A 22,290-nucleotide genomic window follows, 5' to 3' on the forward strand; every position below is an offset into this window, starting at 1 on the left:
GAAACCGCTCCCCAGCAGCCGCACGCCTACGGGTCAGAACTCCAGAGTGATGAAGCCGTCCTCCTCCTGCGCCGGCGCCGTCACGCTGTAACCGAACCTCGTCTTCAGATCGTCGACGTCCCACAGCTGTGCCCGCTCGCGGTAGTTGAAGACGATCTCCTTCTGCGGGCCGCCGTGCTTGAGGATCCGCGCCATGGCGATCTCGTTGGGATGCGCATGCCGTGCGCCGCTGGTGGAGATCAGATAGCGGTCGCAGTCGATCAGGTCGAGCAGGTCCTTCGAAATGTTGCGGTCGCTGCCGTGATGGGCGACCTTGAGCGCGTCCACGCGCAGCTTGCCGCCCTCTTCGAGCGCGCGTGGCCGTATCGACGACACCAGGCGGCGATCGTCCGCGTCACCTGTGAGGACGATGCGCCTGCCCTCGAACTCGAACAGCAGCCCTATGCTGCTCCGGTTCGGCTTGGACCTGTCCGGCTCGAACGGCGACGCGGCGAGCGCGTCGACGTCGACCGGTCCGAAGCTCTCGAAGCCCGGGACGTCCGGTATCGGATCCCTGCCCGGGATCAGGCCGTGCCTGGTGCACTCGGCCACCCAGTCCGGTGCCAGCTTCTCCAGCTGTGTGCGGTCGGGGGACAGCACATCCATGGTCGACCCGTCGTCGAACCAGTCGACCGGACGTCCGACTTCGATACTGCGGCCCGAGAAGGCGATGTTCCACGGAATCCTTTGTTCCATGAGGGCGGTGGTGAGTTTCTCACCGTCCTGGGCCCCGAATCCCTCCGCGTCGAGCAGCTGGTCGAAACCGTTGAACCACACGTCCCCGAACCGCACCGACCGCTGCGCGTCGTTGAGCAGAGCCAGCACACCGAGGATGTGGTCCTGGTCGACATGCGTGACGACGAGGACGTCGATCAGGCCGTCGAGGCCGGCGAGCGTGGACTTGATCCGCGGATACGTACCCGCGCGCCCACCGTCGATCAGCATCCGGCGGACGAACTCGCCGTCGCCGTACTCCAGAAGCAGACAGTCGCCGTCCTCGCCGGGCAGCATCCTGAGACGAATCATCGCGGCCTCCCGCGAAGGCTGACGATCACGAACGGCTCGCGCATGTCGACACGCCACGAGAGCCGCCGGGCCTGCTCGAGCCTCGACACGCACTCCGGGTCGTGCGGGAATTCGGACAGCCCGTCCACGAGCCAGCTCAAGCCGAGCGTGTAGAACGGCACGCCGCGGTCGTAGGCCTCGATCAGTCCGTCCCGCGCCTGCCGCAGGTCGGCGTCGGACGCCGCCCGGCGAAGCCGGCGCGTTGCCCGGAGCACCGACCCGTCACTCATCCAGTCGAACCAGTCCCGCAGATTCTCCAGCCAGGAGTCCCACTGCCTCGGCTCGTCCGTGAGGCCGGTTCCCACCAGGACGTACGCTCCGGCCGCCGCTGCGAGGGGGTTCTGGTTCTTGGCACGGAGCATCGACTCGACGTCGGTGAACAGCTTGGAGGCCGTGTCGAAAGCGCCACGGGACATGTAGGCCAGGGCCGCGCCCACGGCCGGATCGCGGACGGTCACCGCGACGGCACTGCCGGTCGGACTGTGGCGCGCGTTGACCAGGACCTCGATCCTCGCGGCGTCCCAGGGCGCGGGCAGCGTGACGAGGTGCGCGGCGCCGGCCATCTCGACGAGCAGGAACTGCCGGTTCCCGTGGGGCCCGCCCGGCGCGGCCACCGGCCCGTCCGCTCCGAAGCGGAACAGGTGGGAGGTGCCGTCGGTCGCGTCGGGCTCGGGGACGGCCTGCGGCGGCGCCTCCGCGATCAGGTCGGTGATCAGGTCCGCGAGCGGGGTGTCCGCCGCCTCGGTGACCAGCGCGTTCATGGCTTGGAACGACCAGCTCTTGGGCTTCGACCGGCCGATCCAGGTGGCCTTCGGCGGCCTGGCCCGGGGGAGCTCTGCGGTGTCGGCAGCGTGGTAGGCGCGCGAGGTCTCGATATTGCCCATCAGGTACTGCCATGAATGCGTTTCGTACGGCGAGTCCGACGCGTCGAGGGCCACGAGCGTTTCCTGGCCTTCCAGTGCCTCTACGTCCTCCATCAGCACAGCTCCGGACGGCAGAGTCGCCGACACGACGTAGCGCCCCGGTGCGACGTCGTACCGCTCCGGTGTGACCGAACTCCCGCACGGAATCAGGATGCTGCGTTTCGCCGCACCCGTGGCACCGGCCGGGTAGATGTCGCCGACGACCTTCGCGCCGTCGGCCAGATCGCCCTCGAAGGCCGGCAGGGTGACGCTCACGCCGAGAGTCGCGCTCATGGCTTGCCCAATTCTATGAGGCGGAACGGAGGGCGTGCCTCGATCGATCTGGCGCGCACGTCCTCGGCGCTGATCCTGGCCTCGACCTCGTAGTTCCCGAAGGTCAGCTCAAGAGACCATTCGCGGGTCGGGTCCTCCTCGTCGATTTCGGCCGCCGCGCGCCGCAGATCTGCGCGGCCCGGCTGCCGGCACGTGAATTCGGCGACCGCGTTGTCCTCGGACGGCAAGCAGCCGACGTACACCGGGACAATCGGCACGTCCGGCAGCTGATGAAGGTCGAAGACGGGCATCTCGCCGACGGTCGGCACCTGAACGCCCGATATCGCACCGGCGAATTGCGGCTTCTTCATGTAGTGGTCGATCGCCTCGTGAAGCCGGGATGTGATGACCCGCCAGCCGCTGCCGGTGTTCTCGCTGCCGGGGCCTCTGAGGCTCTTGAGCAGTGCGTCGGTGAACAGGCTGACCTGGCCGCGACGCGCGTGGGACCGCTCCCCGTCCAGTGTGGCGTAGTAAGGAATGTGCAGCCGTCTGACGAATTCCGCCGGGCGGTTCCCTGCCGCGAGCGGCACTTGGCCTGCGAAGCTGCCGAACTGCTCGATGAGTACGTCGGAATTCGCCCGGCACGCGTCCACGAAGAACACCTGCTGGGCGGCTCTGCATTTCTTGAGCCCGTTCATCAGCTGCCTGAAGTCGAATGCGCCGTTGAGCGGGTTGTCCTCGTCCGCGAAGACGTCGGCGGCGAGGAGGGTCATGTCGTCGCCCTGCGAGACACCGTGGCCGCAGAAGTAGAAGATCAGCCGGTTGTCGTCGTGGCTGTCGCCCCGGCGCTTCCACTCCTTGACCGCCTTGACGATGTTGTCGATGGTCGCCACCTCGACGCTGTGGGCCGTCGCCGACTTCGGATTCAGGAACGGGCCCGGCGCCGCCTCGCTCAGCAGCAGGGCGAGGCTGCCCAACGGCTTCTGCGGGTTGTCGTATTCGTCGAGGAGCCACGTCGCGAACGCGCGGGCCGAGAGGGGCGGAGAGGAGAGCTGCTTCATCCCGTCGGGGTTTGCGGCCGGTGCCTCGCCACCGGCGAGATGCGGATACTTTCCCACCCCGATGACCAGTGCGTGAGTGCAGGGAGGACCGACGCTCTCGTCCAGGTGGATCGCGAAACCGGCCATTGATCCTCCGCTTGCGCCACGAAACCGCGGGCACGACACTGCGGGCCCGGGCCGGCCCCTCGTACCAGCAGGCCAGTTGGGAGAATTACTTCTACTATATGAGTAATGCCGGGATCTTGGAGACTGTGATGGCAAAGAACATCGTCGTCTGCCTGGACGGGACCGGAAACCAGTTGAAAGCGAAGGGAAACACCAACGTAGTACGGCTCTACGAAATGCTGGATCTTCACGATCCGGCGCGGCAGATCGCCTATTACGACCCCGGTGTGGGCACCTTCTCGGCCGCCGGCGCGTGGTCACCCGTGAGCCGCCGGCTGTCGAAGCTGGCCGGGCTGGCCTTCGGCTCCGGCCTGAAGGTCAATCTCGGCGAGGTCTACACCTACCTGATGCAGCACTACGAGCCCGGCGACCGGCTCTTCGTGTTCGGCTTCAGCCGCGGTGCGTATACGGCCCGCGCGCTCGCGGGCCTGCTGAAGGCGACCGGACTGCTGCGCCCCGGCATGGAGAACCTCGTTCCGTACGCCATCTCCGTCTACGCCAAGAACAGGACGTGGAAGGAAGAGGACTGGGACCAACTGCACCGATTCGCCGGGGCGTTCAGTCACCCGGTGGGTGGGCGGACCGGCATCCCCGTCGACTACATGGGCGTATGGGACTCGGTGAAGGCCGCAGGAATCCTCCGCTGGAACCTGCGATGGCTCTACACCCGGCAGATCCCCAACGTGCGCCGCGTCCGCCACGCCGTGTCCATCGACGAGAAGCGCCGCCCGTACGGCGAGTATCTGGTCACCCCCCTGGTCACCCCGCCGACAAAGACGCCGCCACCGGTGATCGAAGAGGTGTGGTTCGCGGGAGTGCACTCCGACGTCGGCGGTACGTTCGACGACGACCCCAGGCTGCCCACCATCGCGCTCAAATGGATCGTGGACGGCGCGCTCGACGCCGGTCTCCTGCTCAAGCCCGAGGCATACCGGAAGATCCTGGCCGTCGACGCCGACCATGCCCTCGGAAAGGTTCACCGCATGGGCCTGATCTGGGCTCTGCTCACGTACCGGCGCCGGCGGCTCCCGCGGGATGCGAAGGTGCACGAGAGCGTCCGGTTCCGTCTCGCGAGCGACCCCGCGTACAGGGACCGGATCCCGGAGACCGCGGTCTGGGCGGACGAGGACTGGCTCACCGCACGCCTCGGTACGTAGGGCGGGCTAGGGGGTGTCCGGTCAGGCTCCGCAGTGGGGGAGGCCGCCGTTGAGGGTGACCATGTCCGCGAAGGCGGCCTGCACGTCCAGGGGCGCGGCGGCCGGAGTGCCGTACTCCTCGGCGTAGGCGCGGGCCAGATTTCCCACCAGGCGCTCGCTGTCGAGCAGTTGGGCGTACGGACCGGGGCCGGCGGCACGTGCCAGGTCCAGAGGGGCGACGCCGTCGGCGATACCCGTACGAGCGAGGTCTCGGACGTAACGCAGATAGTCCGCGTTCTTGTCGAGCAGTTCGGGTCCGCCCACCGGTCCGTGTCCGGGTACGACATGCAGCGGATCGAGGGCGCGCAGCCGGTCCAGCACCTGCAACGAGCCGGTCAGCGAACCCATGAGCACGAAAGGGGTCGCGCCGGAGAAGACCATGTCCCCGGCGAAGAGCACCCGTTGGCCGGGTAGCCAGACGACGGTGTCGCCCGCGGTGTGGCCCGGGCCGATGTGCAGCAACTCCACCCGCGTGCCGACGGCCGGCAGCGTCATCCGGTCCCGGAACGTCACACCGGGCAGGGTCGGTTTTATGCGGCCCCACTCCACCCCCGGCCACAGGCCGGTCAGGGCCAGGCCGTACTCCGCCATCTCCGCCGCTGCCCGCTCATGGGCCACGATCGTGGCGTTCTCCGCGAAGAGGTGGTTCCCGAAGGTGTGGTCGCCATGGCTGTGGGTGTTGACCAGAGTGCCGACGGGGCGTCGGCTGAGGCCGGAAACCGTCTCGTGCAGCATGCGGGCTCGCGCCTCGGTGGCGGCGGTGTCGATGAGGACGGTGCCTTCGCTTCCGACCACGATGCCCGCGTTGTTCAAGCACCAGCCGCCGTCCGGCTGCACATAGGCGTACACACCTTCAGCCACTTGCTCGACCCTGGGCGTGATGACATGCGCGTGCACAGAATTGGCCATGATCCGTCTGCTTCCTCTCGCTCGGCCGTATCTGACGAGCCTGTCCCAAGTCGCCACAGGATCAGTCAAGCCGGCAGGAAGGTTTCACCGTCTGCAATTAAGTACTGCATTAACGTTGGATTTACGTAGGCAGTCTCTGTCCGAAAGGACTTGGCATACGCTGGGACGGTGCGAGTCGGTAGATTCGTTACGGCGTCGGCGATTTCGCTTCCGACGGCCGCGCAAGATTACACGGGGGGCAGAATGAACATAGGGATTCTAGGTCCATTGGTCGTGCGATCGGGCGGGGGTGACGCCGCGCCCACGGCACCCAAGCCGCGGCAGCTGCTGGCGCTGCTCGCGGCCCGGGTGGACGAAGTGGTCTCCATGGACCTGCTGATCGACGAGTTGTGGGAGAACCGGCCACCGGCGAGCGCGGTGACGACCGTGCAGACGTACGTCGTGCAGCTGCGGCGGGCACTGGCCGGTGCGCTCCAGCTCAGCCCGGCGGAAGTCGCCGGCACCGTACTGCCGTTCACCGGCTGGGGATACCGCCTGGTGGCGGGCTCGGCGACGCATGACGCGCACGCGTTCCTGCGATGCGCCGAGTCGGGGCGCGAGGCGCTGAACAGCGGCGCGAACAACCAGGCGTCGGTGATGCTGCGGCAGGCACTGCGCATGTGGCGCGGCCCGGCATTCGCGGGCGTCCGGCTCGGACCGCACCTGCTGGCGCACCGCATAAATCTGGAGGAATACCGCCTGGTCACGGTCGAGCAGCGGGTGGAGGCAGACCTTCGGCTCGGGCATCATCACGAATTGATCGGTGAGCTGTCCGGGCTCGTCCTGCAGCATCCACTGCACGAGAACCTTCATGCTCTATTCATGACTTCGCTCTACCGGGCGGGCCGGCCGGCGCAAGCTCTCGGCGTTTTCCGGGATCTCAGGAAAAACCTGCGGGCCGAGCTGGGCATAGAACCATCATTGCGGATACGTAAACTGCAGCAGGCCGTCCTGGCGGCCGATCCGTCGCTGGAAGCGGAAAACCGGTCGAAGCTCTTTCGGCTGGATTTAGAGCTCCCGTCGGGACGCGCCCGCTGAATCAGGCCTTATTCGAGCCCGCGCCTTCCCGGCGCCCAGTGCGGCTTGACGAGGACCGACCGTCGTGGCCATCCGCGTTCTTTCACCAGCTGATCGCGGATGGCCTGACAGGTACGAGCCTCACCGGCCAGATAGGCGGCGCCGGGCTCGTCCGGCAGCTCCAGCGCGCGCACGGCCGCCACCAGCGACTCCGACGCGGCCGCGGACGCATTCCCCCGGTACTGCCACGCCAGTTCAGCCCCCCGCGGCAGCGGCAGCCGGTCCTGGGGCCCCGCCACTTCGACGGCCCCATGGACGCGCGCCTCGTCCGGGAGACCCCGCAGCATCGCGCCGATCGCCACCGACGCGGTCTCCTCCCCGGCGAACACGTGGTACGCGGCGGAGTCGACGGTGACGAACCGGCCCTCGGGTTTACGGAAGGCGACCTCGTCCCCGAGGCGGAGAGCCCCGGCCCACTGGGCACCGGGGCCGTCCCCGTGGTCGAGCACGCACAATTCCAGCCGCTCCCCGTCGTACGACCAGACCGAATAGGAGCGCAGCACATCGCGCAGCAGTCCGGCCCAGACGGGCGCCTGCGGATCCTTCACGTGGACGCGCACGTGCTGGCCGGGTGTCCAGCTCAGCCCCCGTACACCCGCGCCGCCGATGCGGATCAGACGCATGCGGGGCGTGGCCTGTTCAAGGTGCTCAACCAGTCCGCGTACGAAGAACAGATCCAGCAACGGGTCGAGGAGAACATCGGCCGGGCGGCGGCGGGTCGAGCTCGATTCGGGGGCCATCTGTATACCTTCCGGATGTCATCGACGGATCCGCATCGAGAATGGCCTCTTTGAGATGACGCACGCGCGACGAAGGATCCATTCCCAGCTCCTCGCGGAGAGCGGTCCGCAACGACTCGAAGGCGTCGAGGGCCTGAGCGGGCCGGCCGGCCCGGTAGAGCGAAATGATGAAGAGTGAACACAAGTTTTCGTGCAGCGGGTACCGCGCAACCAACCCGGACAGTTCGCCGATCAGTTCAATGTGGCGGCCCAGCCGGAGATCTGCCTCCAAGCGCTGCTCGATGACGCTGAGCCGGCTCTCCTCCAGACTGGTCCGGTGAGCCAGCAGGTGCGGCCCGATGCGGACGTCCGCGAGCGCCGGGCCGCGCCAGACCCGCAGCGCCCGGCGCAACAGCACGGACGCCCGTTCGTTCTCGCCGTTGAGCAGTGCGCGCCGGCCGAGTCTCGCGCAGTGGCTGAACTCATGGGTGTCGGCTTTTCCCGGTTCGACGGCCAGGCAGTACCCCCAACCGGCGAAGGGCAGCACGTCCCGGGCCACCTCGTCGGTGCTGGTCTTCAGAGTCCTGGCGAGCAACTGCCGTAACTGCACGATGTACGTCTGGACGGCCGTCAGCGCACTGCTCGGCGGATTGCTCTCCCACAGCTCGTCCACCAGGAGATCCACCGGTACCACCTGGCCCGCCCGCGCTGCCAGCAGGGCGAGCAGCTGTCTTGGTTTCGGCGCACTGGGCACAGCCGGCCCGCCGGCACACTGAACCGTCAAAGGGCCGAGAATTCCTATGTCCACTTCGCTCTCCTCGCTCAGTGGAACCCAAGGTCCCGCAGAATGGCCCGGGCGCCGGCGCGCGCTCCTCCGGTGACGCCGGAGCCCGGGTGTGTGGAGGGACCCACCAGGTAGAAGCCCTCCGCGGGCAGGCGGTATCCCATGTTGGGCATGGGCCGGTAGCCCATGAACTGGAAGAGCTGCGAACCGAAGTGCCCCGGATCGCCACTGGGCCACGACGCGTTGAACCGCTCGCCGTCCACCGGACTGTCGATCACCCTGGCGAGCACCTTGTCGCGGCTCATGTTCGTCGTGAGACCGCAGAAGGTGTCGAATACCCGGTCGAAGAGCTCTTCCTTGCGCTCGTCCCAGCTTCCCCGGTCGAGTTCGAGGGGTGCGTAACTCAGCAGGTAAAGAGTGTGCCGGCCGGCGGGCGCCCGCGTCGGGTCCCAGGCGCTCGCGACCGCGATGCTCGGGATGTTGCTGACCGGGACGCCGTACTTCAGACCGTCGAAGGTCTGCATCAACTCGGGCAGCGGGACCGCGATTTCCTGGAATCCGGCGCTGCCGACCTCGGGCCCCGCGGTGAACACCGGTGCTTCGCTGAGTGCCAGATGCCCGGTCAGCAGGGCGAAGCTGACCGGTTTGATGCGCTTCACCTTGCGTTCCCAGTCGGCCCCGAAGCGGTGATCGACCATCTCGGGAAGCTGCTTGATGTTCAGGTCGGCCACCACGGCCCGCCGGGCCTCGATGCGCTCACCCGACGCCAGTACGACTCCGGTGACCCGGTCCCCGGTGAAGAGGAACCGCTCGACCCGGGCCCCGGTCCGGATCGTTCCGCCGAGCCCTTCCAAGGCCCTGACCAGCGCTGTTGTCAGGGATCCGGAGCCGCCGACGGCATAGCCCAGACCGTACCGGTGAATGACCGGCACCATCATCAGCAGGAACGCGCCGGTGCCGCCCTCTTCCGGCGCCGCGAGGATCTCCGAGACCCACCGGGCGAGCGCCGCCCGGACCTTCGGGCTCTCGAACCACTCATTGACGACGTCCAGATAGCTCATCATGAGGATGCGGAGCAGCTCCTGGCCGACCTCGCTCTGGTCCAGCTGTCCGAAGAACTCGCCCAGTGGAGGCGGCGGTTCGAAGAGGCCGGCCATAAGCATGTCGAGCAGCTGATCGGCGAACCGGTGGAAGCGCAGATAACTCTCAGCGTCCCGGGGCGAGATCCTGGCGATCGTCTCCGCCGTCTTGTGCACGTCCCGGTAGAAGGCGATGTAGTCGCCGTCAGGGAACGTGACGGCGATGCTCGGGTCCGGATAGACGTACTGGAGGCCGTACTTGGACAGCAGGCCCAGTTCGTCGTCGCGGATCAGCGGATTGCCCTGGATGAAGATGTGCGCGATCGCGTGCAGATCGTGGTGGAATCCGGGCAGGGTCACTTCGCGGGTGATCACTCCGCCGCCGACATAGTCCTTGGCTTCCAGTACGAGGACGTCCAGGCCGGCCTTGGCCAGGTAGGCGGCGGCCGTCAGACCGTTGTGACCGCCGCCGACGACCACCACGTCATGCTGAGCCACGTCATGCTGCGCCATGGGACGTCCCGTCGCGTACGGTCTCGGGCGCCTGGGCGGCGCCGCTGCGATCACGCTGGAAACCGCCGTCGATGTCCCAGACCGACCCGGTCACATACCCGCTGACCGCGCTGTCCAGCAGGGTGACAACGGGCTTGGCTATCTCGTCCGCGGTGGCGATCCGCTTGATCAGATTCGTCGCGACCACCGCCTGCCGCAGACCCGGAATGTGCTGGGCCCCCACCTGCAGGCCGGGCGTCTCGGTGATGCCCGCGCACACCGCGTTGACCCGGATGTCCTGCGGCGCGAGCTCGATCGCCCAGGTGGGGACAAGGTAGTGCAGCGCCGCCTTGGTGGCCCCGTAAACGCCCATTCCGGCCGTGGGCAGGCGCCCGATGGACGACGAGATGACGACGGCGGAGGCATCCGGGCGGGCTGCCATCGCCGGTACGGCGGCCTGCATCATGGCGATGGTGGCGCGGAGATTGACCGCGATGACCCGGTCTGCCTCGCTCATGGGCTGCTCGGCGAGTGCTCCGGGGATCAGGATGCCGGCATTGCAGACCAGCAGATCCAGGCCACCGTGCAGGCCGACCGTGTGTTCCACGGCCCGCTCGGCCGTATCGGCCTCCGCCATGTCACCCGCGATCCAGGCGGCCGACGGGCCGAGCTTCCCGGCGGCGGCCGCCAGCGGCCCCTCGCGCCGGGCTGTCAGTACGACGTGTGCGCCTGCGGCCACCAGCGTTTCGGCGATGGCGTAACCGATTCCCTCACTCGCCCCGGTGACGAGTGCGACCTTTCCTGCCACTGTCATCTTCGGCAGTCCTCCTAAGAGTTGGCGGTTCTCGGATCCGGGTCGTTCACTGCCGGGGCCTGTGCGGCCGCGGCCTTGCGGCGACGGGAGGCCGCGGTGAGCAGCCTCCCGTCGCGGACGTTGAGGCTCAGGAGCGTGATGTTGGCAGCGCCGCCGACGAGTTCGATGCCCTGGACGACCGCGAACGCGGTACCGAAGTCGCGGTCGGCGGCCAGCGACTGGAGGATGACGGCGCAGGGCACGAGCACCGTGAGCCCGATCGCCGCGGCCCCCGCCATCCGGCGCTGTTTGCGCTGGATGAGGGGGGCGCGGCGACGCGCGCCGCTCAGGGAGCGGCCTGTGCCGCCGGTGATCGCCAGGCTCGGCACGAGCACGAACAGGGCGCCGACGACGACCGTTTTGACCAGCGCGACAGCATCGTCGTCGCCGAAAATCTCGACGACGACCGATGACGTGAAGAACAGCGAGATCAGCGTCAGTGCGAGGATTCCGGCGATGGCGTGTACGCGGGACTTCACGGTCTTCTCCTCATCGAGGTGCGGTTCACCGAGTGCGGTTCACCGAGGCGCGGTTCATCGAGGTGCGGTTCATCGAGGTGCGGTCGACTCCAGGTTTTCGATGACCCGCGTGATCGCGCTCAGGAGGGCGGTGACCTCCTGCGGGTCGAGCCCTCGCGTCGCCAGGTCGTTGACCTCGTGCGCGGCGGCGATCAGAGGCTCCTGGAGTTCACGGGCGCGGTCGCTGAGCAGCACCTGAGCCTGGCGCTTGTCGCGAGGGTCGGGAACGCGATGGACGAGTCCGTCCCGTTCCATCCGCTGGAGGGTGTACGCCATGGTGGGCTGTTCGATCTGTACGCGCTCGCACAGTTCCCGCTGCGTGAGGCCCTCCTGCTCGTAGAGCGCGAGCAGCTGGGCGAACTGGCCCGGGACGACCCCGTACGGCTCGGTCCGCATCCGCAGCGCGCGTTCGAGAAGGCGAGCCAGGTGGTTCACCTGGTATCCCAGTGATGTCTCCCGGGTCAGCTGTGCAGTTGACGGGATCGACAGTCCTTCAGGCCTGCTCGTCACGGCCACCTCCGAACGCGGCATTGTCCTGGAATCGATTAGCCCATAGCTTGCTATGTATGTCAATCGAGACGAGGCCGCCGCGCGCCGACGCCCGGATTCAGTCGCTCGGATTCAGCGCCCCGTGACGCCCAGCTGCTCGGCCATCCAGTCGCAGAACCGCGGGATGAAGTCCCCGAAGTAGTTCGTGGCGACATGGCGTTCACCGGGGTAGAGGATGAGTTCGGTCTTCCCCTCGGCCCACTCCAGCATCCGCTCACAGGCATCGAGCGGGATGATCGTGTCGAGCTCCCCGTGGATGGCGAGCAGCGGCATCTGCAGGGGCCGGATGTCCCGCAGGTTCAGCGACGTACGGGCGAGCTCGCCCATGGCGTCGTCGTCGGCCTGGCCGAAAACGAAGCGGAAGTCCTTCTTCACCATCGCGTTGACGTCGTCGTAGCTGTCGTGGTCGAAGCCGCCGGACAGGTTGACGCAGGCCCGGAAGCCGGGCACCGTCGCGGCGGCGCGCGCGGCGAGATAACCGCCGAAGCTCACCCCGAAGATCCCCATCCGGTCCTCGTCCACCTCAGGCCGCCGTACGACCTGCTCCATCACCGCGCCGACCACGCGCTCGAAGTCGACCGACATCGGAGTCCGGCCGATGTGCACGCCCTGTCCCGGGCCGTCGAAGACGACCGCGCCCATGCCGCGGGCGATGAACTCCCGGGCGAAGGCGTACAGTTCGACCTCTTTGGCCGAGTCGAGACCGTTGACGAGCACGACGCACGGCCACGGGCCATCCCCGCGCGGCAGCATGAGGTAGCCGGGGACGTCCAGGCCGTCGTGGGTGATGTCCAGCCGGTGCACCACCTCGTTGAGATTCGGGATGCCGCGCTCGAAGACCTCCGTGACGTGGTCCCGGCTCTCCCACTTGGCCTCGGCGTCGTCGAAGTAGAAGAACTCCGCGTAGTGGTGGCAGGCGGCGGCCTTGCGGTTCGCGGTGCGGGCGGTCTCCAGATGGCCCGCCGCGAGGGCCTCGGCCTCGCGGCCCTCGTAGTGCACCCCGAGCGCCGACCACCGCCGGTGCCAGTCGGCCCAGTCGTCGTGCGTACTCTCCTTGCGCAGGTCCTTGAGCACCATGGTGATGTCGCCCCAGTCCAGCCCGGCCAGGCCGAGCCGGCTGAAGAACAGTTCGCAGTTCTCGAAGGTCTCCGCCGACACCCCGTTGCCGCTGTTCCTCGGCCCCCAGGCGTCGCGCAGGCCGTCACGCGCGGCGGCCTCGTCCATCGCGAGGTCCCGGTCGGCCTCCAGCCACTCCTTGAGCATGGTCAGTACGTTCTCGGTCGTCCGGAACAGCACACCGGCGAGGCCCGCCGCGCTCTCCGCGCCGGAATCGCGGGGAACGAAGTCGTGCACGACGACCAGCCGGGCGCCGCCCTCGGCCGGCTCAATGGCCCAGCTGCCCTCCATCGAGGCGATGGCCGGCGGCAGGGTCACCATCGAGAAGTCGATACCGAGCTGCTCGGGACGGTACCGCCGGTGGGAGCGGACGGTGTTCTCGCCCAGCTCGTTGGAGACCACCATGTCCATCACCACCTCATGGGCGCCGACCTCGGTACGGCGGACCTCGCGGGTGGTGGGAAAGATGCTCGGCCAGCGCTCGATGTCGGTGCAGGAGCGCCAGAGGCGCTCGGCCGGAACTCCGATGACGACGGAGTTGACGACGGAACTCTTCTCTCCGGATGCCGTGTGCGTGTTCAAGGAGTCCTCACATCGCGTCGATGGTGCCGGTCTCGGAGCGGTAACGGGAGAGACGTTCTCAAGCCCGGCTCAAGCCCCGCTCAAGGACGGCTCGAAGACGGCTCAAGCCGACTCCACGCCAGGTCGGACGCCCTCCCGAAGCCGTCCGGGGGGACTTTTCGGCGTTCCTTGAGCCGTCCTTGAGGCGGGATCGCGACATTCTGCGGCAGCCGGCCCGGCCTGCGTGACGCCGACGGTAGCTCCACGTCCCACGAGGGACTCATCCACGAAAGGCAGCCGACATGTCAGCGACGGACTCAGCTGTGGGCGCCCAGCGCCGGGTGGTCATCACCGGCATAGGTGTCGTGGCGCCCGGAGGCACGGGCACCAAAGCGTTCTGGGACCTCATCACGTCGGGTCGCACCGCGACCGGACGCATCTCCTACTTCGACCCCGCGCCGTTCCGCTCCCAGGTGGCGGCCGAGTGCACCTTCGACCCCGCCCACCAGGGCCTGACGCCCCGCGAGATCCGCCGCATGGACCGGGCGGCCCAGTTCGCGGTGGTATCGGCCCGGGAAGCGGTGCAGGACAGCGGCCTCGACTTCGGCAGCCCCGACCCGGCACGGATCGGCGTGACCATCGGCAGCGCGGTCGGCGCCACGATGGGCCTCGAGGAGGAGTACGTCGTCCTGAGCGACAGCGGACGCAAGTGGCTCGTCGACAACTCCTACGGAGTGCCCCATCTGTACGGACACTTCGTGCCCAGCAGCATGGCCGCCGAGGTCGCCTGGGCCGTCGGCGCCGAAGGCCCCGCCGCCGTCGTATCGGCCGGCTGCACCTCCGGCATCGACTCGGTCGGCTACGCCCGCGAACTCATCGCCGAGGGCAGCGTCGACATCATGGTCGCCGGCGCCACCGACGCCCCGATCTCACCCATCGCGGTCGCCTGCTTCGACGCCATCAAGGCGACCACGCCCCGCAACGAGGACGCGGAACACGCCTCCCGGCCGTTCGACAAGAGCCGCAACGGCTTCGTACTCGGCGAAGGGGCCGCCGTCTTCGTCCTGGAGGAATACGGGCACGCACGCCGGCGCGGCGCCCACATCTACGCCGAGATCGCCGGCTTCGGGTCCCGCTGCAACGCCTTCCACATGACCGGACTGCGCCCGGACGGCCGCGAGATGGCCGTCGCCATCGACACCGCCCTGGCCGAGGCCCGGATGAACGCCGAGGACGTGTCGTACATCAACGCGCACGGCTCCGGCACCAAGCAGAACGACCGGCACGAGACCGCCGCCTTCAAGCGCAGTCTCGGGCACCACGCGTACGACGTGCCGGTCAGCTCGATCAAGTCGATGGTCGGCCACTCCCTCGGAGCGATCGGCTCCATCGAGATCGCGGCCTGTGCACTGGCCATCGAACACGGTGTGGTGCCACCCACCGCCAACCTGCACACGCCCGACCCCGAGTGCGACCTGGACTACGTACCCCTGGTGGCCCGCGAACAGCGCGTGGACACCGCCCTCACAGTTGGCAGCGGATTCGGCGGATTCCAGAGCGCCATGGTGCTGACCCGTCCCGAGGAGAGGACCGGGGCATGACCACGCGCACCGAGAACACAGTGGTGACGGGCCTCGGCGTGGTCGCGCCGAACGGCCTCGGCACCGAGGAGTTCTGGACGGCAACACTGAAGGGCATCAGCGGCATCGACCGCATCAGCCGCTACGACCCCAGTGGCTACCCCTCACCGCTCGCAGGCGAAGTCCTCGACTTCAACGCCTCCGACCACCTGTCGAACCGCATGCTCCCGCAGACCGACCGGATGACGCAGATGGCTCTGGCCGCCTCGGACTGGGCACTCGCGGATGCCGGTGTGGACCCGGCGGCGATGCCGGAGTTCGACATGGGCGTGGTGACCGCCAGCGCCTCCGGAGGGTTCGAGTTCGCCCAGAACGAGCTGCAGAAACTGTGGAGCAAGGGCCCCGAGTACGTAAGCGCCTACCAGTCGTTCGCCTGGTTCTACGCCGTCAACACCGGCCAGATCTCCATCCGGCACGGCATGCGCGGCCCCAGCGGAGTCCTGGTCACCGACCAGGCAGGCGGCCTGGACGCCCTCGCACACGGACGGCGCCACATACGCAAGGGCACCGGCCTGGTGGTGTCCGGCGGCGTGGACGCCTCCCTCAGCCCGTGGGGCCTGGTCTCGCAGATGACCACCGGACGCCTCACCCGCGTCACCGACCCGGAGCGCGCGTACGCACCCTTCGACGTCTCCGCTGACGGGCACGTACCCGGCGAGGGCGGGGCGCTCGTCGTCCTGGAAAGCGAGACCAGAGCCCGCGAACGCGGCGCACGCAGCTACGGCACGATCGCCGGCTACGGCGCCACCTTCGACCCCGCGCCCGACACCGGCCGCGAACCGGGCCTGCGCCGCGCCGTCGAACTGGCACTGGCCGACGCGGCGGCGGCCCCCTCGGACATCGACGTGGTCTTCGCGGACGCGGCCGGAGTGCGCGACCTCGACCGGGCCGAAGCCCACGCCCTGGCCGCCGTGTTCGGCCCCGAGGCCGTACCGGTCACCGCGCCCAAGACGATGACCGGCCGCCTGTACTCGGGTGCGGCGTCCCTCGATGTGGCGACGGCACTGCTCGCCATGCGGGACGGGATCGTACCGCCCACTCTGCACGTGCCGGAGCGCGCGGACGACTGCCCCGTCGACCTCGTCCGGGACACCGCGCGCGAAATGACCGTACGCACAGCACTGGTGGTCGCCCGCGGCCACGGCGGCTTCAACGCGGCCCTCGTACTGCGCGCACCCGACACCCACTGATCCGCCCGACGACGACCCGAGAGCGAGGACCTCACCATGGCAACACGTGAACTCACCCTGACCGACCTGACGCGCATTCTCCGGGAGGCCGCCGGAGAGGACGAGAGCGTCGACCTCGACGGCGACATCCTCGACACCCCGTTCGCCGAGCTCGGTTACGACTCCCTGGCCCTGCTCGAAGTCGCGGGCCGGATCGAGCGGGAGCTGGGCGCCAAACTCTCCGACGACGCCGTCGGCGAGGCCGAGACCCCGCGGCAGTTCCTGAAGCTGGCCAACGAGCCCGTACCCGCAGGCTCCTGAACACCGAAGGAAGAGGAGAGACATCATGGCGAACGACAGCGCCGGCGTGGCGGTCGTCACCGGCGGAACCAGCGGAATCGGCCTCGCCGTGACCGAGAGTCTCGCCCAGCGAGGCATGAAGGTCTTCATCTGCGCACGGCACGAGGAGGACCTGGCCGTCTGCATCAAGGACCTGCGCGAACGCGGACTCGACGTCGACGGGGCACGCTGCGACGTGCGCTCGCGCGACGAGGTGCGCGCCTTCATCGAGGCCGCCGTGCGCCGGTACGGAACGATCGACGCGCTGGTCAACAACGCCGGACGCAGCGGCGGCGGAGTCACCGCCGACCTCGACGACGAGACCTGGTACGACGTCATCGACACCAACCTCAACGGCGTATTCCTGATGACGCGCGAAGTGCTCACCACCGGCGGCATGAGGGACAAGCAGACCGGCCGGATCGTCAACATCGCCTCGACGGGCGGCAAGCAGGGCGTCGTCCTGGGAGCCCCCTACTCGGCGTCCAAGCACGGCGTCGTCGGATTCACCAAGGCGCTGGGCCTGGAGCTTGCGAAGACCGGGATCACCGTGAACGCCGTCTGCCCGGGCTATGTCGAGACGCCCATGGCACAGCAGGTGCGCACCAACTACGCCCGGATCTGGGACACCGACGAGCAGGCGGTGCTCGAACGGTTCGAGACCAAGATTCCGCTGGGCCGTTACTCCACCCCCGAGGAAGTGGCCGGGCTCGTCGGCTATCTGCTCTCGGACATCGCGGCCTCCATCACCGCACAGGCGCTCAACGTATGCGGCGGGCTCGGCAATTACTGACGCGAAGGACGTACGAACGATGAATGACGTACAGCACACCGTCACCGTGGCAGCCGCACCCCGGACCGTGTACGAGCTCCTCGCCGATACGGCGCTGTGGCCCGTGAACTTCCATCCCACGGTCCACGTGGAACAGCTCGGACAGGACGGATCGAGCGAACGCATCCGGATCTGGGCGGTGGCCGGCGACAAGGTCAAAGCCTGGACCTCGCGGCGGGAACTGGACCCCGGCAGCCTGCGCATCACCTTCCGGCAGGAAGTGTCCCAGCCGCCGGTCGCCGCGATGTCCGGCGCCTGGGTCATCAAGGCGCTCCCCGACGGCGGCACCGAGGTCGTCCTGGAGCACAGCTACCGCGCGGTCGAGGACGACCCCGAAGGCCTGGCATGGATCACCGAGGTCACCGACCGCAACAGCCGCTCCGAGCTCGCCAATCTCAAGGCTCTGGCGGAGCGGGCGGCGGACCAGGACGAGCTGCGGCTGACCTTCGAGGACACGGTGGTCGTGGACGGCGAGGTCAGTGATGTGTACGACTTCCTGTACCGGGCCCAGGAGTGGCCGGACCGGCTGCCGCACGTCGCCCGGATGGACCTCACGGAAGACGAGCAGGGTGTCCAGGTCATGGAGATGGACACCATCACCACCGACGGCGCCATGCACACGACCAAGTCGGTGCGGGTCTGCTTCACCGACGAACGCATCGTCTACAAGCAGGTCGTCGTGCCGATGCTGATGACGGCTCACACCGGCGAGTGGCGGGTGGCCGCCGTCCGCGGCGGCGTCGCGGTGACCTCCCAGCACACCGTGGCGATACGGCCCGAGGCCGTGGCGGGCATCCTCGGCGAGGCCGCCACGGTGGCCGATGCCCGGGAGTTCGCCCGTATCGCACTCAGCGGAAACAGCAGGATCACCCTGGAGCACGCCAAAGCGTACGCCGAGGACCGCTCGGCCCGTGCGAGGCTCTGAGCGGGCCGAGCGGGCCGGGATGGACGCCGCCGTCACCGTCCGGTGGTCGTACGCCGAAGGGTCGGCCCCCCGCGACCACGCCAGGGCGCTGCTGCGGAGCACCGCCGCAGAAGTGGCCGGGGTGTTCCCGGCCGACGTACGCATCGGCCGGGCGGCCTCGGGCGCCCCGGAGCTGTCCGGGGCGGCCGAGGGGCTCCTCGCGAGCGTCAGCCACACCCGGGGGCTGGTGGCGGTGGCGGTCTCCCGGCCGCGCGACGGCGTGTCCGGGGTCGGGGTGGACGTGGAGGCCGTGCGGCCGCTCGACGCGGACACCCTCGCCGAACGGTGGTTCACCCCGGACGAGGCGGCCTGGGTCCGGGCACTCCCGCCCGCGCTGCGTCCCGTCGGACTGCTGGATCTGTGGACGCGCAAGGAGTCCGTGGGCAAGGCCCTCGGGCTGGGGCTCGCCGGCGGCGGTCTGCGCCGTCCGGTCGGGGCCCCGCCGCCGGGCACACCGCCGGCGTCCGCCCGGCCGCTGAGCGCGCTGCCCGGGGCCCCGGAACTGTCGGGAGCCGTACTGCCGGGCCCTGCGGGATACGTGCTGGCGTGTGCCCTCCGGGGAGCCGGCACCCCTCCACCGACCGTCCATGTCACCGAAAGGAAGGCCACGCCATGCCTACCGTCGAACGGACATTGCACGAAAGGCTGATGGAGCTCGACGAGCTCAAGGAGTCTGCCCGGCAGGGGCCCGATCCGGCCGCCACCGAGCGTCAGCACGCCAAGGGCAAGCTGACGGCGCACGAGCGCATCCAACTGCTGCTCGACGAGGGTTCGTTCACCGAGGTCGAGGCACTTCGCAGGCACCGCGCCACCGGCTTCGGCCTGGAGCGCCGGCGCCCGCACTCGGACGGTGTGGTGACCGGCTGGGGCACCGTGTACGGGCGGACGGTCTTCGTGTACGCCCACGACTTCCGGATCTTCGGCGGCGCGCTGGGCGAGGCCCACGCCGAGAAGATCCACAAGCTGATGGACATGGCCGTGTCGGCAGGGGCGCCGCTCGTGTCGCTCAACGACGGAGCGGGCGCCCGTATCCAGGAGGGCGTCTCGGCGCTCGCCGGCTACGGAGGCATCTTCATGCGCAACACCCGCGCCTCCGGGGTGATCCCGCAGGTCTCGGTGATGCTCGGCCCGTGCGCGGGCGGTGCGGCGTACTCACCGGCGCTGACCGACTTCGTCTTCATGGTCCGCGGCAACGCACAGATGTTCATCACCGGTCCCGACGTGGTCCAGGCGGTCACCGGCGAAAAGGTCTCCCAGAACGGTCTGGGCGGCGCCGATGTGCACGCGGCCACCTCCGGTGTGGCGCACCTCGCGTACGACGACGAGGAGTCCTGCCTGGAGGACGTACGTTTCCTCCTCTCGCTCCTGCCCGGCAACAACCGTGAACTCCCGCCCGCCCAGCGGTGCGACGACCCGCCCGACCGGCGCACGGACGCACTGCTGGACCTGGTGCCTCCGGACCCCCAGCGCGCGTACGACATGCGGACGGTGATCGAGGAGATCGTCGACGACGGCGAGTTCTTCGAAGTGCATTCCGCCTGGGCGACGAACATCCTCTGCTCACTGGCCCGGCTGGACGGCCATGTGGTCGGCATCGTGGCCAACCAGCCGGCGTCGCTCGCCGGTGTGCTGGACATCGAGGCCTCCGAGAAGGCAGCCAGGTTCGTGCAGCTCTGCGACGCGTTCAACATCCCGCTGGTGACGCTCGTGGACGTGCCGGGCTTCCTGCCCGGGGTGGGCCAGGAGCACGGCGGAATCATCCGGCACGGCGCCAAGCTGCTGTACGCGTACTGCAATGCGACCGTGCCGCGCGTCCAGCTCATCCTGCGCAAGGCCTACGGCGGCGCGTACATCGTCATGGACTCCCGCTCCATCGGCGCCGACCTCTCGCTGGCCTGGCCGACGAACGAGATCGCGGTGATGGGCGCCGAGGGCGCGGCGAATGTCATCTTCCGCCGTGAGATCGCGGCCGCCGACGACCCCGACGCCGTACGGCAGCAGAAGATCAAGGAGTACCGGACCGAGCTGATGCACCCCTACTACGCGGCGGAACGGGGCCTGGTGGACGACATCATCGACCCGCGCGACACGAGGTCGGCGCTGATCCGTTCCCTGGCGATGCTGCGCGGCAAACACGCCGACCTGCCGGCGCGCAAGCACGGCAACCCTCCGATGTGACGGGCAGGCGACCATCGTGCGCAAGGTGCTCATCGCCAACCGTGGCGAAATCGCTGTCCGCGTTGCTCGGGCCTGCCGGGATGCCGGGATCGCGAGCGTAGCCGTCTACGCCGATCCGGACCGGGACGCTTTGCATGTCCGTGCCGCGGACGAGGCGTTCGCTCTGGGCGGTGACACCCCGGCCGCCAGCTATCTGGACATGGCCAAGGTGCTGCAGGCCGCCAAGGACTCGGGAGCGGACGCGGTTCATCCCGGGTACGGATTTCTCTCCGAGAACGCCGAGTTCGCCCAGGCAGTGCTGGACGCGGGTCTGACCTGGATCGGCCCGCCGCCGCAGGCCATCCGTGACCTGGGTGACAAGGTCGCCGCCCGGCACATCGCCCAGCGTGCCGGTGCCCCGCTGGTCGCAGGCACCCCCGACCCGGTCTCGGGGGCCGAGGAGGTCGTCGCGTTCGCCCGCGAGCACGGGCTGCCGATCGCGATCAAGGCGGCGTTCGGCGGCGGCGGGCGCGGCCTGAAGGTCGCCCGCACCCTCGAAGAGGTCCCCGAGCTCTACGACTCCGCCGTGCGTGAGGCGGTGGCCGCGTTCGGCCGCGGGGAGTGCTTCGTCGAGCGCTACCTCGACAAGCCCAGGCACGTGGAGACGCAGTGCCTGGCCGATGCCCACGGCAATGTCGTGGTCGTCTCCACCCGTGACTGCTCGCTGCAGCGCCGCCACCAGAAGCTGGTGGAAGAGGCACCGGCCCCGTTCCTGTCCCAGGCGCAGAACCAGGAGCTGTACGCCGCCTCGAAGGCGATCCTGCGCGAGGCCGGCTACGTCGGTGCGGGCACGGTCGAATTCCTCGTCGGCGTCGACGGCACGATCTCCTTCCTGGAGGTCAACACCCGCCTGCAGGTCGAGCACCCGGTCTCCGAAGAGGTCACCGGCATCGACCTGGTCCGCGAGATGTTCCGTATCGCCGACGGCGAGAAGCTCGGCTACGACGACCCCGCGGTGCGCGGGCACTCCATCGAGTTCCGCATCAACGGCGAGGACCCCGGCCGCGGCTTCCTGCCCGCCCCCGGTACCGTCACCGCCTTCGCACCGCCCTCCGGCCCCGGCGTCCGCCTCGACGCCGGCGTCGAAACCGGCAGCGTGATCGGCCCCGCCTGGGACTCCCTGCTGGCCAAGCTGATCGTCACCGGCGCCACCCGCGAACAGGCACTGCAGCGCGCCGCCCGCGCTCTGGCGGAGTTCAACGTCGAGGGCATGGCCACCGCCATCCCCTTCCACCGCGCCGTCGTCGCCGACCCCGCGTTCACCTCCGACCCCTTCACGGTCCACACCCGGTGGATCGAGACGGAATTCGTCAACACCATCCCGGCGTTCTCGGTGCCCGGTGCGGACACCGAGGAGGACGAGGCCGGTCGCGAGACGATCGTCGTCGAGGTCGGCGGCAAGCGGCTCGAGGTCTCGCTGCCCTCGTCGCTGGGGATGACGCTGGCCCGTACCGGCCTGGCCGCGGGTGCCAAGCCGAAGCGGCGTGCGGCGAAGAAGTCCGGCCCGGCCGCCTCCGGCGACACCCTCGCGTCCCCGATGCAGGGCACCATCGTCAAGGTCGCGGTCGAGGAGGGCCAGGAGGTCAAGGAGGGCGACCTCGTCGTCGTACTCGAGGCCATGAAGATGGAGCAGCCGCTGAACGCGCACCGCTCCGGCACCGTCAAGGGCCTGGCCGCCGAAGTCGGCGCCTCGGTCACCTCCGGCGCCACCATCTGCGAAATCAAGGACTGA

General features: G+C 68.8%; 21 protein-coding genes. 10 read left to right on the top strand and 11 right to left on the bottom strand.

The genetic code is table 11. The annotated features are described in order from the left end of the window. Positions 1-33 precede the first annotated feature (33 nt). Genes J7I98_RS32800 through J7I98_RS32810 form a run of 3 tightly spaced genes read right to left on the bottom strand, consistent with a single transcriptional unit; the run spans position 34 to position 3,466 of the window. Positions 34-1,065, bottom strand: a complete 1,032-nt coding sequence (locus tag J7I98_RS32800; protein WP_214928697.1) for a ComEC/Rec2 family competence protein — start codon at positions 1,063-1,065, stop codon at positions 34-36. Further along, entirely contained in the window at positions 1,062-2,300 is a 1,239-nt protein-coding gene (locus tag J7I98_RS32805) for a hypothetical protein (protein ID WP_214928698.1), read from the bottom strand. Before J7I98_RS32805 ends, J7I98_RS32800 begins: the two co-directional genes overlap by 4 nt. Beyond that, positions 2,297-3,466, bottom strand: coding sequence for a caspase family protein (locus J7I98_RS32810; RefSeq protein ID WP_214928699.1), 1,170 nt, complete (start codon positions 3,464-3,466; stop codon positions 2,297-2,299). The genes J7I98_RS32805 and J7I98_RS32810 overlap by 4 nt, the downstream gene beginning before the upstream one ends. 128 nt (positions 3,467-3,594) lie before the next feature. Here J7I98_RS32810 and J7I98_RS32815 point away from each other — a divergent pair, with 128 nt between their 5' ends. Continuing rightward, positions 3,595-4,662, top strand: a complete 1,068-nt coding sequence (locus J7I98_RS32815) for a DUF2235 domain-containing protein (protein WP_214928700.1) — start codon at positions 3,595-3,597, stop codon at positions 4,660-4,662. 21 nt (positions 4,663-4,683) lie between these two features. Here the strand turns inward: J7I98_RS32815 and J7I98_RS32820 are convergent, their stop codons facing one another. Then, on the bottom strand, positions 4,684-5,610 hold the full coding sequence (locus J7I98_RS32820; protein WP_214928701.1) for an MBL fold metallo-hydrolase: 927 nt from the start codon (positions 5,608-5,610) through the stop codon (positions 4,684-4,686). A 243-nt stretch (positions 5,611-5,853) separates the two neighbouring features. On the opposite strand from J7I98_RS32820, the gene J7I98_RS32825 reads away from it, so the two are divergent. Continuing rightward, positions 5,854-6,687 carry an AfsR/SARP family transcriptional regulator gene (locus tag J7I98_RS32825; protein WP_214928722.1) on the top strand — a complete coding sequence of 278 codons (834 nt, stop codon included), beginning with the start codon at positions 5,854-5,856 and terminating at the stop codon, positions 6,685-6,687. Positions 6,688-6,695: 8 nt separating this feature from the next. On the opposite strand, the gene J7I98_RS32830 is transcribed toward J7I98_RS32825, so the two are convergent. The 7 genes from J7I98_RS32830 to J7I98_RS32860 all read right to left on the bottom strand — a co-directional run bounded on the left by J7I98_RS32830 (position 6,696) and on the right by J7I98_RS32860 (position 13,418). Next, positions 6,696-7,409 carry a siderophore-interacting protein gene (locus J7I98_RS32830; RefSeq protein WP_251021544.1) on the bottom strand — a complete coding sequence of 238 codons (714 nt, stop codon included), beginning with the start codon at positions 7,407-7,409 and terminating at the stop codon, positions 6,696-6,698. After that, a complete protein-coding gene (locus J7I98_RS32835) occupies positions 7,375-8,253 on the bottom strand; it encodes an AfsR/SARP family transcriptional regulator (RefSeq protein ID WP_214928703.1) in 879 nt (292 codons plus the stop codon). Before J7I98_RS32835 ends, J7I98_RS32830 begins: the two co-directional genes overlap by 35 nt. Before the next feature lie 14 nt (positions 8,254-8,267). After that, on the bottom strand, positions 8,268-9,821 hold the full coding sequence (locus tag J7I98_RS32840; RefSeq protein ID WP_214928704.1) for an NAD(P)/FAD-dependent oxidoreductase: 1,554 nt from the start codon (positions 9,819-9,821) through the stop codon (positions 8,268-8,270). Beyond that, positions 9,808-10,614: an SDR family NAD(P)-dependent oxidoreductase gene (locus J7I98_RS32845; protein ID WP_214928705.1), complete on the bottom strand. Its 807-nt coding sequence runs from the start codon at positions 10,612-10,614 to the stop codon at positions 9,808-9,810. Before J7I98_RS32845 ends, J7I98_RS32840 begins: the two co-directional genes overlap by 14 nt. Before the next feature lie 14 nt (positions 10,615-10,628). Next, a complete protein-coding gene (locus tag J7I98_RS32850; protein WP_214928706.1) occupies positions 10,629-11,132 on the bottom strand; it encodes a hypothetical protein in 504 nt (167 codons plus the stop codon). Positions 11,133-11,201: 69 nt separating this feature from the next. Next, positions 11,202-11,681, bottom strand: a complete 480-nt coding sequence (locus J7I98_RS32855) for a MarR family transcriptional regulator (RefSeq protein ID WP_308378021.1) — start codon at positions 11,679-11,681, stop codon at positions 11,202-11,204. A 111-nt stretch (positions 11,682-11,792) separates the two neighbouring features. Further along, positions 11,793-13,418 carry an alpha/beta hydrolase gene (locus J7I98_RS32860; protein WP_214928708.1) on the bottom strand — a complete coding sequence of 542 codons (1,626 nt, stop codon included), beginning with the start codon at positions 13,416-13,418 and terminating at the stop codon, positions 11,793-11,795. Between the two features lie 281 nt (positions 13,419-13,699). On the opposite strand from J7I98_RS32860, the gene J7I98_RS32865 reads away from it, so the two are divergent. The 8 genes from J7I98_RS32865 to J7I98_RS32900 are packed head-to-tail and all read left to right on the top strand — an operon-like array spanning position 13,700 to position 22,290. Continuing rightward, positions 13,700-14,998, top strand: coding sequence for a beta-ketoacyl synthase (locus J7I98_RS32865; RefSeq protein WP_214928709.1), 1,299 nt, complete (start codon positions 13,700-13,702; stop codon positions 14,996-14,998). Continuing rightward, on the top strand, positions 14,995-16,227 hold the full coding sequence (locus tag J7I98_RS32870; RefSeq protein WP_214928710.1) for a ketosynthase chain-length factor: 1,233 nt from the start codon (positions 14,995-14,997) through the stop codon (positions 16,225-16,227). Before J7I98_RS32865 ends, J7I98_RS32870 begins: the two co-directional genes overlap by 4 nt. A 36-nt stretch (positions 16,228-16,263) precedes the next feature. Then, positions 16,264-16,527 carry an acyl carrier protein gene (locus tag J7I98_RS32875; protein WP_214928711.1) on the top strand — a complete coding sequence of 88 codons (264 nt, stop codon included), beginning with the start codon at positions 16,264-16,266 and terminating at the stop codon, positions 16,525-16,527. A gap of 25 nt (positions 16,528-16,552) precedes the next feature. Next, positions 16,553-17,338: a 3-oxoacyl-ACP reductase FabG gene (gene fabG / locus J7I98_RS32880; RefSeq protein ID WP_214928712.1), complete on the top strand. Its 786-nt coding sequence runs from the start codon at positions 16,553-16,555 to the stop codon at positions 17,336-17,338. 19 nt (positions 17,339-17,357) lie between these two features. After that, positions 17,358-18,302, top strand: coding sequence for an aromatase/cyclase (locus J7I98_RS32885; RefSeq protein WP_214928713.1), 945 nt, complete (start codon positions 17,358-17,360; stop codon positions 18,300-18,302). After that, a complete protein-coding gene (locus tag J7I98_RS32890) occupies positions 18,289-18,990 on the top strand; it encodes a 4'-phosphopantetheinyl transferase superfamily protein (RefSeq protein ID WP_214928714.1) in 702 nt (233 codons plus the stop codon). Before J7I98_RS32885 ends, J7I98_RS32890 begins: the two co-directional genes overlap by 14 nt. Next, positions 18,954-20,519 (top strand): acyl-CoA carboxylase subunit beta, encoded by a 1,566-nt coding sequence (locus J7I98_RS32895; protein WP_214928715.1) that lies wholly within the window; start codon positions 18,954-18,956, stop codon positions 20,517-20,519. The genes J7I98_RS32890 and J7I98_RS32895 overlap by 37 nt, the downstream gene beginning before the upstream one ends. A 16-nt stretch (positions 20,520-20,535) precedes the next feature. Beyond that, on the top strand, positions 20,536-22,290 hold the full coding sequence (locus tag J7I98_RS32900; protein ID WP_214928716.1) for a biotin carboxylase N-terminal domain-containing protein: 1,755 nt from the start codon (positions 20,536-20,538) through the stop codon (positions 22,288-22,290).

Origin of the sequence: Streptomyces sp. ISL-98 (assembly GCF_018614055.1) — a bacterium.
Taxonomy (GTDB): domain Bacteria; phylum Actinomycetota; class Actinomycetes; order Streptomycetales; family Streptomycetaceae; genus Streptomyces; species Streptomyces spiramyceticus.

Bases quoted from the DNA above. Each gene is read 5' to 3' on its own strand.
- J7I98_RS32800 (WP_214928697.1), bottom strand. From the start codon at position 1,065: ATGATTCGTCTCAGGATGCTGCCCGGCGAGGACGGCGACTGTCTGCTT.
- J7I98_RS32805 (WP_214928698.1), bottom strand. From the start codon at position 2,300: ATGAGCGCGACTCTCGGCGTGAGCGTCACCCTGCCGGCCTTCGAGGGC.
- J7I98_RS32810 (WP_214928699.1), bottom strand. From the start codon at position 3,466: ATGGCCGGTTTCGCGATCCACCTGGACGAGAGCGTCGGTCCTCCCTGC.
- J7I98_RS32815 (WP_214928700.1), top strand. From the start codon at position 3,595: ATGGCAAAGAACATCGTCGTCTGCCTGGACGGGACCGGAAACCAGTTG.
- J7I98_RS32820 (WP_214928701.1), bottom strand. From the start codon at position 5,610: ATGGCCAATTCTGTGCACGCGCATGTCATCACGCCCAGGGTCGAGCAA.
- J7I98_RS32825 (WP_214928722.1), top strand. From the start codon at position 5,854: ATGAACATAGGGATTCTAGGTCCATTGGTCGTGCGATCGGGCGGGGGT.
- J7I98_RS32840 (WP_214928704.1), bottom strand. From the start codon at position 9,821: ATGGCGCAGCATGACGTGGCTCAGCATGACGTGGTGGTCGTCGGCGGC.
- J7I98_RS32845 (WP_214928705.1), bottom strand. From the start codon at position 10,614: ATGACAGTGGCAGGAAAGGTCGCACTCGTCACCGGGGCGAGTGAGGGA.
- J7I98_RS32865 (WP_214928709.1), top strand. From the start codon at position 13,700: ATGTCAGCGACGGACTCAGCTGTGGGCGCCCAGCGCCGGGTGGTCATC.
- J7I98_RS32870 (WP_214928710.1), top strand. From the start codon at position 14,995: ATGACCACGCGCACCGAGAACACAGTGGTGACGGGCCTCGGCGTGGTC.
- J7I98_RS32875 (WP_214928711.1), top strand. From the start codon at position 16,264: ATGGCAACACGTGAACTCACCCTGACCGACCTGACGCGCATTCTCCGG.
- fabG (WP_214928712.1), top strand. From the start codon at position 16,553: ATGGCGAACGACAGCGCCGGCGTGGCGGTCGTCACCGGCGGAACCAGC.
- J7I98_RS32885 (WP_214928713.1), top strand. From the start codon at position 17,358: ATGAATGACGTACAGCACACCGTCACCGTGGCAGCCGCACCCCGGACC.
- J7I98_RS32895 (WP_214928715.1), top strand. From the start codon at position 18,954: ATGCCTACCGTCGAACGGACATTGCACGAAAGGCTGATGGAGCTCGAC.